The following is a 15,404-nucleotide window of genomic DNA, read 5'->3' as shown; positions in this document are numbered from 1 at the left end:
TCAGAACTCCTCGGCGGCGTCCCCGGCCGCCGCGCGTTCGGCCAGCGTCCACACCCGCGGCGGTCGCGCCCGCACGAGCGCGACCACGGCCGCCCGGTCCGCCGGCGTGGTGCCCGTGACACCCTCCGCCGCCACGCCCACGACGAGTCCGATGTGGACGTCCGGCGTCGCCGCGAGCCGGGTCGCGGCCGCGTCGAGGGCCACACTCCCGGCGAACTGCCCGGCGCCGAGGGCCAGGGGGACTTCCGCGAACGGCTCCCCGTTGTGGGTCGCGACCGCGGTGAGGACGGCGTCGGCGAACGCGCCGGCGACCTCGACCTCGAGCCGGCCGGCGGCGACGATCCGCCAGGTCACGGTGTCTTCGGCGGCGTCGAGAACGCCCGGGGGCACGCGCGCCCAGTCGACGCTCGCGCGGCCCTCGGCCAGCACGCCGGCACCGTGCGCGCCCGGGCTGGCGCCCGCGGCCAGTGCGTAGGCGCGTTGGCCGCCGGCGATTTCCGGCTCGGCCGCGGCCTCGGCGCGCTCGACGTCGTCCTGCGCGTCGAACCAGGCCGACAGCCGGGTGCAGAGGTCGCGGACTTCGCCGGCCGGCCCGGTCAGGGCGCCGCTCGCGATCGCCGCGTCGAAGAGTTCCGCCGGGGTGGCTTCGAAGCCGTCGAGCAACCCTTCGGCGACGTCCTCGACCGCCGCCGTCGCGACGGCGGCTTCGAGGTCCAGCAGGGCCGGGTCCAGCGACGGGACGCCGAGCCGCGGGCTGGCGGGCCACCAGCGGCGCGCCCAGAGCAGCAGCGCGAGGGTGGCGAGCTCCGGGCGGGCCGGGACGTCGACGTGTCCCTGCTCCAGCGCGCTTCGGCCGGCCTCGGGCCCGACCAGCCGGGTCAGCCACGGTTCCGCCGCACTCGCGTCGGTGAGTTCGATCCGCATGGTCGTGGCCGAGCCGGCGAGGAGATCGGCGAGGGGGAAGCGGACGAGAGCGCCGTCCGCGGCTACGACGGGCGTGTGCACCGGGTGCGTCACGACGCGGCCTCCAGCTCCGGCAAGCGGGCGACGAGCGCGCGGCGCACCTTCGTCCGCAGGTCGAGGGAGGTCGAGCGGACGACGCCGGTGACGAGGTCGCGGACGTCCGCCGCGTCGGCCGGGGTCTCGCCGCGGACGTCGAAGCCGTGCAGCCGGATCCAGAGGCGGCCGAGGAACTGCTTGGCGAACTCGCGCAGCTCGTGGACGAGTCCGGGGTCGGGCCGCGGGGTGAGCGGGGTGCCGCCGGCCAGGGCGCGGCGGGCGTGCAGGACGTACCCCTCGCGCGCGACCTGGGCGTTGAGCCGCCGCGCGAACTCGGGTACGGCCGCGGCCGCGGCGCCGTCGAGCGGCCGCAGCGCGGGCGCGACGACCACGCCGAGCGCGAAGCAGCCGGCGAGGGCGGGCCTTTCGAGCCCGAAGCCGGCGGCGACCCGGCTGAGTTCGTCGTCGACGAGGTCGGCGACGGGCGCCCGGTCGTCGGCGGGGGTTCGCCGGAGGGTGGCGCGGACCCGCCGTTCGACGCTGCGTTCGAGGAGTTCGGCGCCGGTTTCGTCCCGCCGGCTCAGCGGCGGCACGGCGGTGTGGTCCCCGCGTTGCAGCCCGAGATCGGGGGCGGTCGTGCCGGAGATCTCCTGGACGGCCCCGGCGACGGCGGCCGAACCACCGGGCCGGCGAAGGGCCAGGCCGAGCGCGTGCCCGGCACCGGATTCGGCGAGCGCGTGCCACGCGGAGTCGGCGAGGGTCTCGACGAACACCGCGAGCTGAGCGATGTCCTCGGCGGAGAGCAGGTCGTCGGCCGGGGTGGCCGCCTGCCAGCGGCGGTGCAGCTCTTCCGTCAGGTCGGCCGCCACCCGGGGGTCGGCCAGGTAGGCCGCCAGGTCGTCGGCTCCGGTCGCGCGCTCGCCGTGCAGGTCGCGCAGTGCCGCCGCCGCCGTCTCGGCCGCATCCGGGCCGGGGGTGCCGAAGCCCGTTGCCAGCTCGTAGGCCAGCGGGAAGCACACGTCCTGGACGTTGCCCGCCGTGATGCGCAGTGCTCGGCGTTGCTTCTTCAGGTGGGTGAACCACTCCGCCGTCGCGTGCAGGCGGGGCGCGTCGGCGAGCAGCAGCTGCGTCACCTCCGCGGCCGACGCCTCGTCCAGGAGGGGGCGGCCCAGGCGGGGACGGGCCGCGGTGCGGACGACCAGGGGGTCGATGATCTTCTTGACCGTGCGGGTCAGCGGGCCGCCGTCGGGCGCGGACAGGACCGCCACGCCGGGGATCCGCTGCCAGGCCCGCGCCAGCACCGCCGAACGCAGCTGCGGCTTCACGATCACCCTCCCCCTCTCCGATCGCACCCTATCCGAGCCGCAGTGCACAATCTCGGCTGTGACCGAAGAGCAGGACAGCGCCGGGCACGGCAGACGCGTCGGATGGGTCGAGCTGTACTTCGACCTGATCTTCGTGTTCGCCGTCAGCCAGGTGACGCACGCGATCGTCGCCGAGCCGAAGTGGGTGCACGTCGGCGCCTCGCTCGGCCTGTTCGCCACGCTCTGGTGGACGTGGATCGGCTTCGCGCTGCTCTACAACCGCGTCGGCGACGACACCCGCGTCGTCGACCGGCTGTTCGTGCTGGCCGGCACGGTGCCGTGCGCGATCGCGGCCACCCAGGCGCACCACGTCTTCGAGGGGCACCCGGCCGGGTTCGCGGCGGCGCTGGCCGGGGTCCGCCTGATCCTGGCCGCGGCCCACCGGTGGTCCGGCCGGAGCAAGGCCGAGGTCCGCCGGATCGCCTGGGGCTACGCGGCGTCGGCGGTGCTGTTCACGATCTCGGCGTTCACCCCGCGGCCGTGGGTGTTCGTGCTGTGGGCGTTCGCGCTGATCCAGGAGGCGGGCTTCCTGCTGCTGGACGGCGGGACCGACCGGCGACGCGGCGGCCACGACGCGCCCCGGCCGTCGCGGGCCGCGAAGATGCGCTCACTGCTCGCGCCGTCGAGCAACCCGGGGCGGGCGGTCGATTCGGGGCACCTGTCCGAGCGTTTCGGGCTCTTCATGATTCTCCTGCTCGGCGAGCTGGTGATCACGGTGGGTGGCGCGGCACTCGACCGCCCGGCCGACGACCTCGGCTACTGGCTGGCCCTGATCGGCGGCCTGGTCCTCGCCGGCGCGCTGTGGTGGGTGTACTTCACGTCGGCGGCGGAGATCTACGAGCGCATGCTCGACCTCTCCGGCGGCAACCCCGCGCTGGCGTACTTCCTGTACGCGGGCGGGCACCTGATCCCGGCGTTCTCCCTGCTGCTCATCGCGGCCGGGGTGGACCTTTCACTGCACGAGTCCCCACCGGTCTCGGCAGCGTGGTTCATCACGGCCGGCTTGACGGCCTACCTCACCGGGACGCGCGTGTTCTCGATGCAGCCGCGGAAGTGGTACGTGAACCTGCTCCAGATCGCGGCGCTGGCCGTCACGGTGAACCTGGCGCTGCTACGCCACGTGCTGTCGGCGCCGGCGGTGGTGGCGGTGATCGCAGTGTGGGCGGTCATCAGCGCCGCCATCTCGGCGAGGGTTCGGCACGGAGTGCTGGAGAATTTGTCGAACGACCCGGCGGCGTTCTTCCACGCCTCGGAACACGACTCGGGAATCTGACCCCGGGCGGCGCTGGCCGGGCGGCACTCGCCAGGCGGCGCTCGCCGGGCGGCACTCGTTGGGCGGCACTCGTTGGTCGGCGGCGCTGCCCGGGCGGCCGCCGGACGCGGTCGAAGCGGCGACCTCACGCTGTTCGGTCCGGCATTGCGCCCGCGCTCACCCTGGCCGCGGTCACGACACAAGCACGAACCCCGATCACGGCGGCCGGACGACAGCCACGGCCACGGCCACGGTGCAAGCACGAACCCGGCTGTAGCCGCCGCGCAAAGCACGAACCCTCCGCGCGAGCGCGACCGGGGCGCCCGTGCGGACGACAGTCCCGCCATGCGTGGCCGTGGCGTGCGTAACCGGGACGTGCGTGACCGGCTGCAGCCGTACGAGCGACAGCTCGGGCAGGCACGGCCGAAGCCTGTGTGGCCGGCTGCAACGGTACGAGCGACAGCTTGGGCAGACACGGCCGAAGCATGTGTGACCGGCTGCAACGGCGCGAGCAACAGCTCGGGCAGACACGGCCGAAGCATGTGTGGCCAGCTGCAACGGTACGAGCGACAGCCCCGGCGTGCGCGACCGCGGCACCCGTGCGAACGACAACCCCGCCATGCGCGGCCGCGGCGTGCGTAACCGGGACGTGCGTGACCGGCTGCAGCCGTACGAACGACAGCTCGGGCAAGCACGGCCGAGGCGTGCTTGACCGGCTGCAACGGCGCGAGCAACAGCCCCGGCATGCGCGACCGCGGCACCCGTGCGAACGACAACCCCGCCATGCGCGGCCGCGGCGTGCGTAACCGGGACGTGCGTGACCGGCTGCAGCCGTACGAACGACAGCTCGAGCAAGCACGGCCGAAGCATGTGTGGCCGGCTGCAACGGCGCGAGCGACAGCCCCGGCGTGCGCAATCGCGGCGCCCATGCGAGCGACAACCCCGCCATGCGCGGCCGCAGTGCCCGTGCGAGGGGCGGCCTCGGCGTGCGTAGCCGGCTGCAGCGGTGCGGCCTGGTGGCCGCCGCGACCATCACCCCGGAGCCATCGCGCACCGTGGGGCCCGCCTGTCGCGCTTCGGAGCGCCCTCGGCAGCTGGTCGTCGACTCTCGCGAGGCGTCGTCACTGTGCGCTGTCCCAGGTGAACGCAGTGGCATCGCCTTCTTGTCGCCGCCGTCAGCGGTGCGGCATTGCGTCTTCTCGACGGTCGCAACGGGTGCTACTTTTCTCCTGGTGCAGGTCGTTCCGACCCGAGGAGCCGTGATGCCGCTTTCTCCCAGCGCTCACACCGACTCGTTCTGCCGCGATCGGCTGCCACCCGAGGGGCAGTGGCCGCGGCTGGTGTTCGACCTTCCGGAGCTGCGGTATCCCGATCGGCTCAACGCCGCCACCGTGCTGCTCGACCACACCCTCGCGCGTCTCGGGCCCGACCGGCCGTGCCTGCGGTCGCCGCACGAGACGTGGACCTACGGGGACGTGCTCGCGCGCGCCAACCGGATCGCGCACGTGCTCACCGCCGACCTCGGCGTCGTGCCCGGCAACCGCGTGCTGCTGCGCGGGACCAACACCCCGTGGCTCGCGGCGTGCTGGCTGGGCGTGCTCAAGGCCGGGGCGGTCGCCGTCACGACCATGCCGATGCTGCGCCGCGGCGAACTCGACAAGATCGTCGAGCGCGCGGCGCCCAGCGTCGCCCTCTGCGACGAGCACCTGCTCGACGAGCTGCCACCCGGCCTGCCCGTGGTCTCCTACGGCACCGAACTCGCCGGACACTGCGCACGGCACCCGGCGACCTTCGACGACGTGCCGACGGCCGCCGACGACGTCGCGTTGCTCGCCTTCACCTCCGGCACCACCGGATCACCGAAGGCGACCATGCACTTCCACCGCGACCTGCTCGCCATCGCCGACACGTTCTCCCGGCACGTCCTGCGGCCCACTGCGGACGATCTGTTCTGCGGCACCCCTCCCCTCGCGTTCACCTTCGGCCTCGGTGGCCTCCTCGTGTTCCCGTTGCACGCCGGTGCGTCGGTGTTCCTGCTCGAGCGCGCCACCCCGAAGGAGCTGGCCGCGACCGTCGCCGAGCAGGCGGTGACCGTGCTCTTCACCGCGCCGACGGCCTACCGCGCCATCCTCGGTGCCGGCGACGGCCCGCTGCTGGCCGGCGTCCGGCGCGCCGTGTCCGCCGGCGAGGCCCTCCCGGCCGCCGTGGCCGAGCAGTACCGCGACGTCGTCGGGCGGCCGCTCATCGACGGCATCGGCAGCACGGAGATGCTGCACGTGTTCATCTCCGCCGCCGACGACGCGGCCCGCCCAGGCTCGACCGGCACCGTCGTGCCCGGGTTCCGCGCCACCGTGCTCGACGAAACCGGCCACCCGGTGCCCGACGGCACGCCGGGCCTGCTCGCCGTGCGGGGGCCCACCGGCTGCCGCTACCTCGGCGACCCCCGGCAGGCCGACTACGTGCGCGACGGCTGGAACCTCACCGGCGACACCTACGTGCGCGACGCCGAGGGCTACTTCCGGTTCGTCGCCCGCAGCGACGACATGATCGTGTCCTCCGGCTACAACATCGCCGCCCCCGAAGTGGAAGAGGTGCTGCTGACCCACCCGGACGTCGCCGAGTGCGCTGTCGTCGGCACTCCCAACCCGGAGCGTGGGTCGGTCGTGACGGCTTTCGTCGTGCTTCGCCCGGGCGCCGAGCCGGGACCGGACCTCGCGCACGCGCTGCAGGAGCACGCCAAAGCCGTTGCGGCGCCGTACAAGTACCCGCGCCGGGTGCGGTTCGTGGACGCGCTGCCGCGCAACGCCAGTGGCAAGCTGCAGCGTTTCCTGCTGCGCGAGCGATGACGTGAGTTCTGACGCGGGCGGTGAACGGGGTGACGGGCCCGCTGCCGAGGTGGGGTGGCGGTGGGCCCGTCACGTTCGTGGGGTGCCGGGGACATGCCTCCAATCTACCCGATAATCGAACACCTGTTCGCGTCCATTCAGGTGGATTCCGGCTACGCAAAGTCAGCGCACCCCGGTAAATCCGGGCCGTTACACCACTTTCGAGCGACAAACAGTCCTCAGTGGACACTAATGGAGCACCGGAAACGTGACACGCACCCCGGACGGGGGCCACGTCACGCACCCGGCGACCCCCGCCGGGCACCCCGGTGACCGCACCGGCGGCGCGCGGTAAAACTCCGGACACCGCCCTGACCTGGCCTCCGGGACCATCACCCTGCCGTGCCGCGGAGGCGGTGACCGGCCCCGTGACCCGACCCCATAAAGTCTTCGCGCAGCCATCCGGAGGTGAACGCCAGCGTGCCCGAGGTCGACTACTACGAGGTGCTCGGCGTCCGCCGCGACGCCACGGCGTCCGACGTCAAGACGGCCTACCGCAGGCTCGCCAAGACCATGCACCCGGACGCCGGCGGCACGGTCGGCACGTTCCGGCTGCTCCGCGAGGCCTACGACGTCCTGAGCGACCCCGTCAGCCGCGACCGCTACGACGCGGGCGGCGCCACCGTCGTACCGGTGGTCCCGGTGCGGCCGCGGCCCCGGCGGCGCTTCGGGGACGAACCCGGCTTCGTCCCCGACCTGCCCGACCTGGACGCCGAAGACCTGACCTGGTGGCACTTCGCGGGCGAAGACACCCGGATGCGGCACGGCCGCCGCCGCGGCCCCGGGCACACGCCGGTCGTCGTCGCCGTGGGCGGCATGGTGCTGGTGCTGCTGCCGCTGGTCAGCGGGGTCGAGTTCTCGCCGCCGGTGCTGATCGTCTGGCTCATCCTCACCGCCGGCACCGCGCTGCTGGTGCAGCGGCTGGCCCGCGGCTACCTGCGCGCGTCCCGCGCCCGGGACGCCTTCGCCGAGGAGTTCGGCGGCCGCACCGTCTTCGGCGCCCCCGGCACCGAGCGCGACGAGCTGGCCGAACGGCTCACCGCCGAGCTGCTGGAGACCTACCTGACCCGGCTGCCCGGCGCCCGGATCTTCCACGGCCTCGCCTGGCCGGGTTCGGTGTTCGCCGACGTCGACCACGCCGTGCTGTGCGGGAAGCGCCTGGTGCTCATCGAGTCGAAGATCTGGCTGCCCGGGCACTACGAAACCGCCGAGGACGGCCGGCTGCTGCGCAACGGGCGGCCGTTCCGCGGCGGCGGCAGCCGGCTCGCCGAGAGCCTCGCCGCCTACCGCGACCTGCTGCCCGGCGTCGCGCTGCGCGGCGCGATGATCGTGTACCCGAGCCGCAGCGGCGACCTGACCACGGCCGACCCGGACGACGTGGCCGCCCCGCCGATGACGCCGGAGACGTTCCTGCACGAGATCGGCGACTGGCTCGCCGCCGAACCGTCCACTGTGGACCATGACGCGCTGCGAGCCGTGCGCGACCAGGTCGTCGGCGGGGGCGGCCGTGCGGCGTGAGCCCCGCCGCCACCCTCGGCACGGTGCTGCTGGCCTACCTTCCCGCGGCCGTCTCCCCCGGCCCCAACTTCGTCCTCATCGCGCACACCGCGGCGGCCGGCACCCGGCGCACCGCCGTGTCGGTCGCGCTCGGCGTCGTCGCCGCGGGCGGGCTGCTCGCCGCGGTCGCCGTCTTCGGGCTGGGTGCCGTGCTGGCGCGCACGCCGTGGCTGGCCACGGCCCTGCGCGTCGTCTGCGGCGCTTACCTGGCGTGGCTGGGGATCCGGCTGTGGCTGCGCGCCCGCGCGCCCGAATCCGCCCCACCGGCGGCTCGGGGCGGCGCGTTCCGCCAGGGCGTCGTCAGCAACCTGACCAACCCGAAGGCCGCGGCGTTCTTCGGCAGCGTCCTGACGGCGACGCTCCCGCCGAGCGAACCGGCGGAAATCAAGGTCGCGGCGGTCGCACTGATCGTCGTCGCGTCCGCCGTCTGGCACCTGTCGGTGGCGCTGCTGTTCTCGGCCCCGGCCACCCAACGCTGGTACGAACACGCGAAACCGGCCCTGAACCGCGTCGTGGGCACGATCCTGGTCGTCCTCGGCGTCGCCCTGGCCGTAACGCCGTGAAGGCCTCCTTACCGGCTCTTATGGCCGGTAAGGAGGCCTTCACGGACCTTCGGGAACTATCGGACGCCGCCCGACGCGCGCTGCTTCTGCGCGTGCGCGGACCGGGTGCAGACCTCACCGACGTCGACCGTCTGGCCGCGGTCGGCGAAGACGTCCGCTACACCGACGAGCTTGCCCTTCGGCGACGTGCAGGTCAGCTGGTAGGCCTCCTTCGTCCCGTAGGTCGGCGGGACGGGCGAGGAGAACGAGACGTCGCCGGTCCAGTCGTCGACGGCGTTCGGGTCGGCCTGGTCGTAGTTGACCACCACGGCCTTGTAGTCGCCGGCGGGCGGGTCGAACAGCACGGCGTGCTCGGACGTCGTGCCGCCGTTCGCCGACGAGCTGACCAGGTTGCCCGCCGAGTCGTAGATGAACAGGTCCCAGTCGGTCGAAGTACTGGCCCAGTTGATGTTGACGCTGAACTTCCCGTTGTCCACCTTCGGCAGGCCGTCGACGTGGAAGGTGAACGAGTCACCCGTGGCGTCGGCCGGGTAGTTCTGGTTGATCGGCGGCACCCCGGCCGGGTTCGTCACCGCGTAACCCTGCTGCGCCGGGCCCTGCGGGTCCCGCCCGTAGCGGCCGGCGACGTAGGGGCGCGTCGACGGGTTGACCGACCACGCGAACCGCCCGCCGGTGGTGGTGAGCTTCGAGTTCAGGTCGTCGGTGACGTAGATCGGCGGCTTGGTGGTGCCGTCGGCCTGGATCACCGGTGACGTCGGCGTCTGGAACGTCTTGTGCAGCTTGAGCTGGTAACCCTTGGGCGCCGAGCCGATCAGCGTCGAGTGCTGCTGCGGGTCGGCGGTGTTGGCCAGCATGTCGAGCAGTGCGCCGCGGTTGCCGCCCTTGCCCGCCCCGGTCGTCGGGGCCAGCCCGGCGTACTCGGCGACGACGGCGGTCTCGTAGGCCTCGTGGAAGCCGGTGCCGCCGACCTCGATGGTGAAGCCCCAGCCGCCGGTGGCCCAGTACGACCAGTCCTCGGTGGTGCCGGTCGTGTCGTAGAGCGCCCAGCTCGGCTCGCTGGTGTAGCCGTTGCGCGAGGCCAGCTTGTCGCCGAGGGCCTTGTAGGCCGGTTCCTCCAGCGGCGGCCGCACGTCGGCCACACCCGGCGGCCGCAGCACCAGGGCCGCGTTGGTGTGCCAGGTGATCAGGTTGGTGACCTGCCGCGACGAGACGATCGAGCGGACGTTGCGCGACTCCGGCTCGGAGAACGGCGCCGAGCCGCGGAAGGTGTCGCCGCTCCAGGCCACTTCGGCCCCGCTGCCGCCCCAGAAGCCGGCGTAGTTGCGGTTCGGGTCGGTGCCGCGGATCCGGCCGGCGGGGTTGGCCTTGCAGACGCCGGTGGCGTACTGCGGCGGCGAGTCGCTGACGTTGCAGTTCTTGCGCTTCATCTCGTAGTCGAACCGGGAGAAGTCGCCCTTGGGCTCGGCCTCGCGGGAGATGTCGAAGCCGTCCGGGTTCACGATCGGCACGATGATGTTGCGCGTCTTGCCGACCATGCCGCGGATCTGGTTGTCGTGGGTGTAGCCGTTGACCAGCTCGTACGCCCATTCCATGACGTGCTCGCCCGCCGGCCACTCCCGCGCGTGGTGCACGCCCATGGTGAAGTCGACCGGCTTGCCGTCGGTGAGGTTCTTGACGTCGGTGGCGATCTCCAGCCCCATGACGTCGCGGCCTTCCCAGGTCGACTCGGGCATGGTGAACGCCGAGACGAGGTTCGGGTTGGCGCGGGCCAGCTCCTTCATCTCGTACTCGTAGTCGTAGAGGTGGCGGTAGCTGGTCCGGCCCGAGGGCAGCACCGACTTGGGGGTCTTGGCCGCGTACTCGCGGTCGGTCTTCGCGTCGGCGACGGACTTGGCCGACAGGTCGGCCTGGACCACCGTCGACTTGAAGCCGCTGTTCTTGAGCGTCTGACGGTCGGCGTCGTCGGCCAGCACGACCTCGACGCCGGTCGCGTCACCCTTCTCGGTGACGTCGAGGCCGAGGCCGGTGAGCTTGGACTTGTCGGCGCGGGTGGGGGTCTGGACGCGGACCAGCTGCGCCTTCTGCGCGGTGGTCGGCGTGCCCTGCGGGGTCAGCGCCAGGAAGTCGACGCCGAGCTGGACCTGGCCGGCCGAACCGCCGTAGCGGCAGCCTTGGACGACGAGCTGCTGGCCCTTCTTCACGAAGCTTTCGGCCAGTTCGTGGGAGCGCAACGCCGTCGAAGCGGCGACGACCGCCCCGGTCGTCTTGTCGAACACGGCGACGTCCCAGTCGCCCTCGGCGCCCGGCGTCGCCTTCAGGCGGGCCTGGACCAGACCGTCCACAGTGGACGTGAGTTCCCGGCGATCGGTGCCCGAAGTGCCCTTGGGCTGCAGCTTCGCGAAGCACGAGCGGGGTACTGACTTGTCGGCGCGCAGGATGTTCTGCGCTGCCCCGGCGGTGCCGGTCGGCAGCACGGCGAACGTGCCGGCCAGCGCGATGGCCGAAGCCAGCAGCACCAGCCGTCTTGGTGAATTCCCCACGGATAGAGACCTCCTTGACCGAGGCCGGCACAGCAAGGACGTACCGGTAGCGAGTGACCGTAATGGACGAAAACCGGCCGGGGTAACCGCCGTAAGTCGTACTGCCTTCACCCGTTCTTCACACGGACGGCCGCGCAAAAGGACATTTCACCGGGAGTTCAACCACCGGTCGGCTACTGTCGGTTCATGGTCACGGTCCCTGCGCGACGGACGTCCGTCGCGGTTTCGCTGGCGGGTATCGCCGCGCTCGTGGTGGGTGCCGCGCTGGTGCTGTTGCTGCAGGTCATCCCGCCGACCGACGAGATCAGCGCGACCCGCCGCACGATCAGCGAGTACGGCCTGTCCGACCACAAGTGGCTGTTCGACATCGCGGTGGTCCTGGTGGCGTTCGGGTCGGCCGCCGGGCTCGCGGTGCTGGTCAACCAGCGCCGGCTGCCGGTGGCCGCGACGATCCTGGGTGCACTGTGGACGATCGGCCTGCTGGTGATCGTGGCGTTCCCGAAGCCGGACTGGGCGACGGTCTCCCGCTCGGACTTCGGCGGCACGCTGCACCGCGTCGCGAGCGTGGTGGCGTTCGTCGCGCTGCCGCTGGCGGTGCTGATCGCCTCACGCACGGCGTTCCCGGCGTCGCCGGGCCGTCGCCGGCTCGCGCGGGTGCTGGCGATCGCGTCACTGGGCTGGTTCGCGGTGATCCTGGGTGCGGTCGTGGTGGCCGCGGCCGATGGCGGGCGCTGGTGGACGTTGATCCCGCTGGGGCTGGTGGAACGCGGGATGGCGCTGACGGAGCTGATCGCGCTGGGTGCGCTGCTGGCGCCGGTGATCGCCCGGGAGTGACCACCGGCTGGTCGGCGCGAAGGTGGATCACGCTTGCTGCGAGTCCGCGCCCGACGAAGCCTCGGTGCCGGGGCGGTGTCCGGCGTGGCGATCTTCGGCACCGGGCGGGCCGCGGGCTCCGCCGGGCAAGGAGTAACGCCTAGCGGATCCGTTCGTGCAACGCGGCCATCCGGGCGTCCAGGTCCGCCGCCGTGGCGGCGGCTGCGGACAGTTCGCCCGCGAAGTCCGCCGGGACGCTGTCGCGGTACTTGTACGACAGCTTGTGCTCGACCGCCGCCCAGAAGTCCATCGCGATGGTGCGGAGCTGAACCTCCACCTTGACCTTCTCCACCCGGTCGGACAGGAACACCGGGATGCGCACGATCAGGTGCAGGCTGCGGTAGCCGTTGGCCTTGGGCCGGGCGATGTAGTCCTTGGTGCGCAGCAGTTCGACGTCGTCCTGGGCGGTGAGCATGCGGGCCACCGCGAAGACGTCGTCGACGAACGGGCAGACCACGCGGATGCCGGCGATGTCGTCGAGCGCGCGGGCGGCGGAGACCCAGTCGCTGCCGAGGCCGCGGCGGTGCACCTTCTCCTTGATCGCCTCCGGCCGCTTCACCCGGCTCGTGATGTGCTCGATCGGGTCGTGCCGGTGGACGAAGTCGAACTCCTCGCTGAGGATCCGCAGTTTCGTCATCAGCTCTTCGATGGCGAACTTGTACATCAGCAGGAAACGCGGGAGCTGCCCGGCGACGGCGAGCTCTTCGGCCGCCTCGCTCAGAGAAGCGTGCTCGGCCGCCGGATCGGTGGTCACTGAACCCTCGTCGTAGGAGTCGTCGGTCATTTCCGCGCGTCACGTTACTGCGCTTCACCCGATCAACGGGCGGCGACGGGCCGGAGTTCCCGCCGGTCACCGGATCGTGGAGTCCCGCCGGGCCCGCGTGGTCCCGGCACCGTCAGGACGACTCGTTGCCCCGCCGCCGGCTGCCCGCCGGCACCTGCCGGCGCCCGCGCTGTTCACCGACGACGAGCTGCGCGCGATCCGCGTGCCGACCCGGCTGACCTTGGCCGAACGCAGCGTGATCCGCCCCGCGCGACGTCGAGCAGCGGGTCACGGTGCTCAACCCGCTGCTCGACGTCGAAGTCGTGCCGCGCACGACCCATGCCCTCTCACTCCGGCGACCCGGGCTGGTGACCGCGCGGATCCTCGAAGCGGACCGGCGACTGGCGGGTTAGAACTCCGCCAGCTGCGACACGGCGGGGGCCATGCCGTCGATCCAGGCGGCCGGCGCACCCGTGGTCGGGGTGATGATGGCCGTCCGGATGCCGAGCTTCGCGTAGTCGGCCATGCTGCGGACGAACTCGTCGCGGGTGTCCGGCGTCGGGCGCGGGTTGTTGGCGAGGATCGTCGTGCGGATCTCGTCGTAGTCGCGGCCGACGGCGTCGCAGTGCCCGCGCAGCACGTCCAGCTTGTGCGCGACGTCCTCGGGCGAGGACGCGAACAGGTTGCAGGCGTCGCCGTACTGCGCGACCAGCCGCAGGGTCTTGCGCTCCCCGCTGCCGCCGATGAGCACCTTCGGGCGGTTGATCGGCTGCGGCGAGCAGAGCGTCTCGGCCAGCTGGTAGTGCTTGCCCTCGAACGGCCCGTTGTTCTCCGGGTCCCACATCTGCGCGGTGATGCGCAGGGTCTCCTCCAGCCGCTCGAAGCGCTCGGCGACCGGCGGGTACGGCACGCCCATGCCGTGGTGCTCGCGCTCGAACCACGCGGCCCCGATCCCGAGCGCGGCCCGGCCACCCGAGAGGACGTCGAGGGTCGTGACGATCTTCGCGAGCAGGCCGGGGTGGCGGTAGGTCACGCCGGTGACGAGCAGGCCGAGCTCGATCCGGGACGTGTGGGCGGCGAGGAAGCCGAGGGTCGTGTAGCCCTCGAGCATGTTGGACTCGGCGGGGAGGCCGGTCGGCTCGATCTGGAAGTAGTGGTCCATGAAGGACAACCAGGTCGCACCGGCCTCCTCCGCCGCGGTGCCCACGCGGGCGAGCTCGCCCGCGATGGCGGTCGTCCCGCCTTCGATGTCGAAGATGGGAAGGTGAAAACCGAGCTCCATGAAACTTTCTCCTGACGTGCGGTCGGCGTACCCGTCACGTTAGGACCTGGAGCGCGCTCCAGGGCAAGTCCCGGGTTTCAGCGGAGCCGCTCGACCAGGTCCGTGGCGATCCGCCGTTCGACGGCCGCCGGGACCGGCTGGACCGCCGGGGCCAGCCCGCCCGCGCAGACCGCCGCGAGGCTGCGGACCTGCAGCGTGAGGCCGAGATCCATGGCCTGGATGGAGTTCCCGCCGGCGGCGGTCAGGTTGAGCATCCGGCCGTGGTCGAGGACGACGATCTCGCGGCCGCCGGTCAGCACGTGCCCGATGCGGCGGCCGGGGTCGCCGTACTCGATCGTGCGCACGGTCGCCGTCCGCAGCGCCTCGGCGTCGATCTCCCAGGCGAAGTGGCCGACGCCGGCGAGCACCGCGCCGTCGGGCAGCGCGGCCAGCTCGGCCGCGCCGACGACGCCGGGGGCACCGGTCGCGGTGAAGACGGCCTGGACGTCTTCGAGCACCTCCTCGGCGACGCCGACGCGGTGACCGTCCAAAATGGCCTGAAGCGCGCGCATCGGGTCGGTGTCGCACACGGCGACGCGCGCGCCGAGCCGCGCGAGGGTGCCGGCGACGCCCTTGCCGCACGGCCCGTAGCCGAGCACCGCGGCGCGCATCCCCGGCACCATCAGGTTGGTGGCGTTGAGAAAGCCCTGCACGACGCTCTGGCCGACGCCGAACTCGTTCTCCACCAGGAGCTTCAGCCGCGAGTCGTTGATCACGACGACCGGATGCGTGACGCCACCGGACCTTTCCCGCAGCCGGAGGCCGCCGGTCGTGGTCTCCTCGGTGCCGCCGAGGTAGCCCGAAGGCGTCCCGGTTTCGAGCAGCGACAGCGTGAGGTCGGCGCCGTTGTCGAGCGTGAGGTCCGGTTCGGTTTCGAGGACCTTCGCGACGTTGCGGGCGTGGTCGGCGTCGTCGTCGGCGCGGCGGGTGTGCACGGTGACGCCGAGCGCGCGCAGGTCGTCGGCGACGTCGTCGTGGGTCGTGCCGGGTGAGCCGGTGAGGGTGACATCGACCCCGGCGCGGGCCAGGAGCGTGACGAGCGCGCCGGTCTTGGGCTCGACGTGCAGGCACATCGTGAGCCGCCGGCCGGCGAGCAGCGCCTGGTGTTCGTCGACGGCGGCGGCGGTCAGCGGCATGTGCTTGAGCGCCCAGCCGATGGCAGGCAGAGTCATGACTTTCCTTACGGTTGACGGAGAAACCGCGTGACGCGGTGAACGGGGCCCGGAGCGGGGCCGGTCAACCGTAGAAGTCGCAGCGGTAGGAGTGGTCACCGAAGATCGGTGCCAC

General features: G+C 72.4%; 11 protein-coding genes. 5 read left to right on the top strand and 6 right to left on the bottom strand.

Annotated features, from left to right (window positions below; genetic code table 11):
• Together MUY22_RS29115 and MUY22_RS29110 are read right to left on the bottom strand one after the other, a co-directional pair.
• On the bottom strand, positions 1 to 1,017 hold the full coding sequence (locus MUY22_RS29115) for a hypothetical protein (RefSeq protein WP_247049787.1): 1,017 nt from the start codon (positions 1,015 to 1,017) through the stop codon (positions 1 to 3).
• Positions 1,014 to 2,324 (bottom strand): hypothetical protein, encoded by a 1,311-nt coding sequence (locus MUY22_RS29110; protein WP_247049786.1) that lies wholly within the window; start codon positions 2,322 to 2,324, stop codon positions 1,014 to 1,016. Before MUY22_RS29110 ends, MUY22_RS29115 begins: the two co-directional genes overlap by 4 nt.
• A gap of 58 nt (positions 2,325 to 2,382) precedes the next feature.
• On the opposite strand from MUY22_RS29110, the gene MUY22_RS29105 reads away from it, so the two are divergent.
• The 4 genes from MUY22_RS29105 to MUY22_RS29090 all read left to right on the top strand — a co-directional run bounded on the left by MUY22_RS29105 (position 2,383) and on the right by MUY22_RS29090 (position 8,620).
• Positions 2,383 to 3,636, top strand: coding sequence for a low temperature requirement protein A (locus tag MUY22_RS29105; RefSeq protein WP_247049784.1), 1,254 nt, complete (start codon positions 2,383 to 2,385; stop codon positions 3,634 to 3,636).
• Between the two features lie 1,241 nt (positions 3,637 to 4,877).
• Positions 4,878 to 6,461: an AMP-binding protein gene (locus MUY22_RS29100; protein WP_247049782.1), complete on the top strand. Its 1,584-nt coding sequence runs from the start codon at positions 4,878 to 4,880 to the stop codon at positions 6,459 to 6,461.
• A 459-nt stretch (positions 6,462 to 6,920) separates the two neighbouring features.
• A complete protein-coding gene (locus MUY22_RS29095; RefSeq protein ID WP_247049780.1) occupies positions 6,921 to 8,018 on the top strand; it encodes a DnaJ domain-containing protein in 1,098 nt (365 codons plus the stop codon).
• On the top strand, positions 8,015 to 8,620 hold the full coding sequence (locus tag MUY22_RS29090) for a LysE family transporter (RefSeq protein WP_247049777.1): 606 nt from the start codon (positions 8,015 to 8,017) through the stop codon (positions 8,618 to 8,620). The genes MUY22_RS29095 and MUY22_RS29090 overlap by 4 nt, the downstream gene beginning before the upstream one ends.
• A gap of 56 nt (positions 8,621 to 8,676) precedes the next feature.
• On the opposite strand, the gene MUY22_RS29085 is transcribed toward MUY22_RS29090, so the two are convergent.
• Positions 8,677 to 11,136: a M14 family zinc carboxypeptidase gene (locus tag MUY22_RS29085; protein WP_247064184.1), complete on the bottom strand. Its 2,460-nt coding sequence runs from the start codon at positions 11,134 to 11,136 to the stop codon at positions 8,677 to 8,679.
• 210 nt (positions 11,137 to 11,346) lie between these two features.
• Here MUY22_RS29085 and MUY22_RS29080 point away from each other — a divergent pair, with 210 nt between their 5' ends.
• Positions 11,347 to 11,994 (top strand): DUF998 domain-containing protein, encoded by a 648-nt coding sequence (locus MUY22_RS29080; protein ID WP_247049775.1) that lies wholly within the window; start codon positions 11,347 to 11,349, stop codon positions 11,992 to 11,994.
• A gap of 139 nt (positions 11,995 to 12,133) precedes the next feature.
• Here the strand turns inward: MUY22_RS29080 and MUY22_RS29075 are convergent, their stop codons facing one another.
• From MUY22_RS29075 to MUY22_RS29065, 3 genes are all read right to left on the bottom strand, one after another.
• Positions 12,134 to 12,787 carry a GTP pyrophosphokinase family protein gene (locus MUY22_RS29075; RefSeq protein WP_247064183.1) on the bottom strand — a complete coding sequence of 218 codons (654 nt, stop codon included), beginning with the start codon at positions 12,785 to 12,787 and terminating at the stop codon, positions 12,134 to 12,136.
• Positions 12,788 to 13,205: 418 nt separating this feature from the next.
• Entirely contained in the window at positions 13,206 to 14,078 is an 873-nt protein-coding gene (locus MUY22_RS29070; protein WP_247049773.1) for an LLM class F420-dependent oxidoreductase, read from the bottom strand.
• A gap of 77 nt (positions 14,079 to 14,155) precedes the next feature.
• A complete protein-coding gene (locus MUY22_RS29065) occupies positions 14,156 to 15,289 on the bottom strand; it encodes an adenosylhomocysteinase (protein WP_247049771.1) in 1,134 nt (377 codons plus the stop codon).
• Positions 15,290 to 15,404 lie beyond the last annotated feature (115 nt).

Source organism: Amycolatopsis sp. WQ 127309, assembly GCF_023023025.1.
Classification (GTDB): Bacteria; Actinomycetota; Actinomycetes; order Mycobacteriales; family Pseudonocardiaceae; genus Amycolatopsis.
Note: the sequence above shows the minus strand (reverse complement) of the source record. Positions and strands in the feature narration are given on the sequence as shown.

What these genes read in the sequence shown, in the direction of transcription:
- MUY22_RS29100 (WP_247049782.1), top strand. Translation starts at nt 4,878, where the DNA reads ATGCCGCTTTCTCCCAGCGCTCACACCGACTCGTTCTGCCGCGATCGG.
- MUY22_RS29080 (WP_247049775.1), top strand. Translation starts at nt 11,347, where the DNA reads ATGGTCACGGTCCCTGCGCGACGGACGTCCGTCGCGGTTTCGCTGGCG.
- MUY22_RS29070 (WP_247049773.1), bottom strand. Translation starts at nt 14,078, where the DNA reads ATGGAGCTCGGTTTTCACCTTCCCATCTTCGACATCGAAGGCGGGACG.
- MUY22_RS29065 (WP_247049771.1), bottom strand. Translation starts at nt 15,289, where the DNA reads ATGACTCTGCCTGCCATCGGCTGGGCGCTCAAGCACATGCCGCTGACC.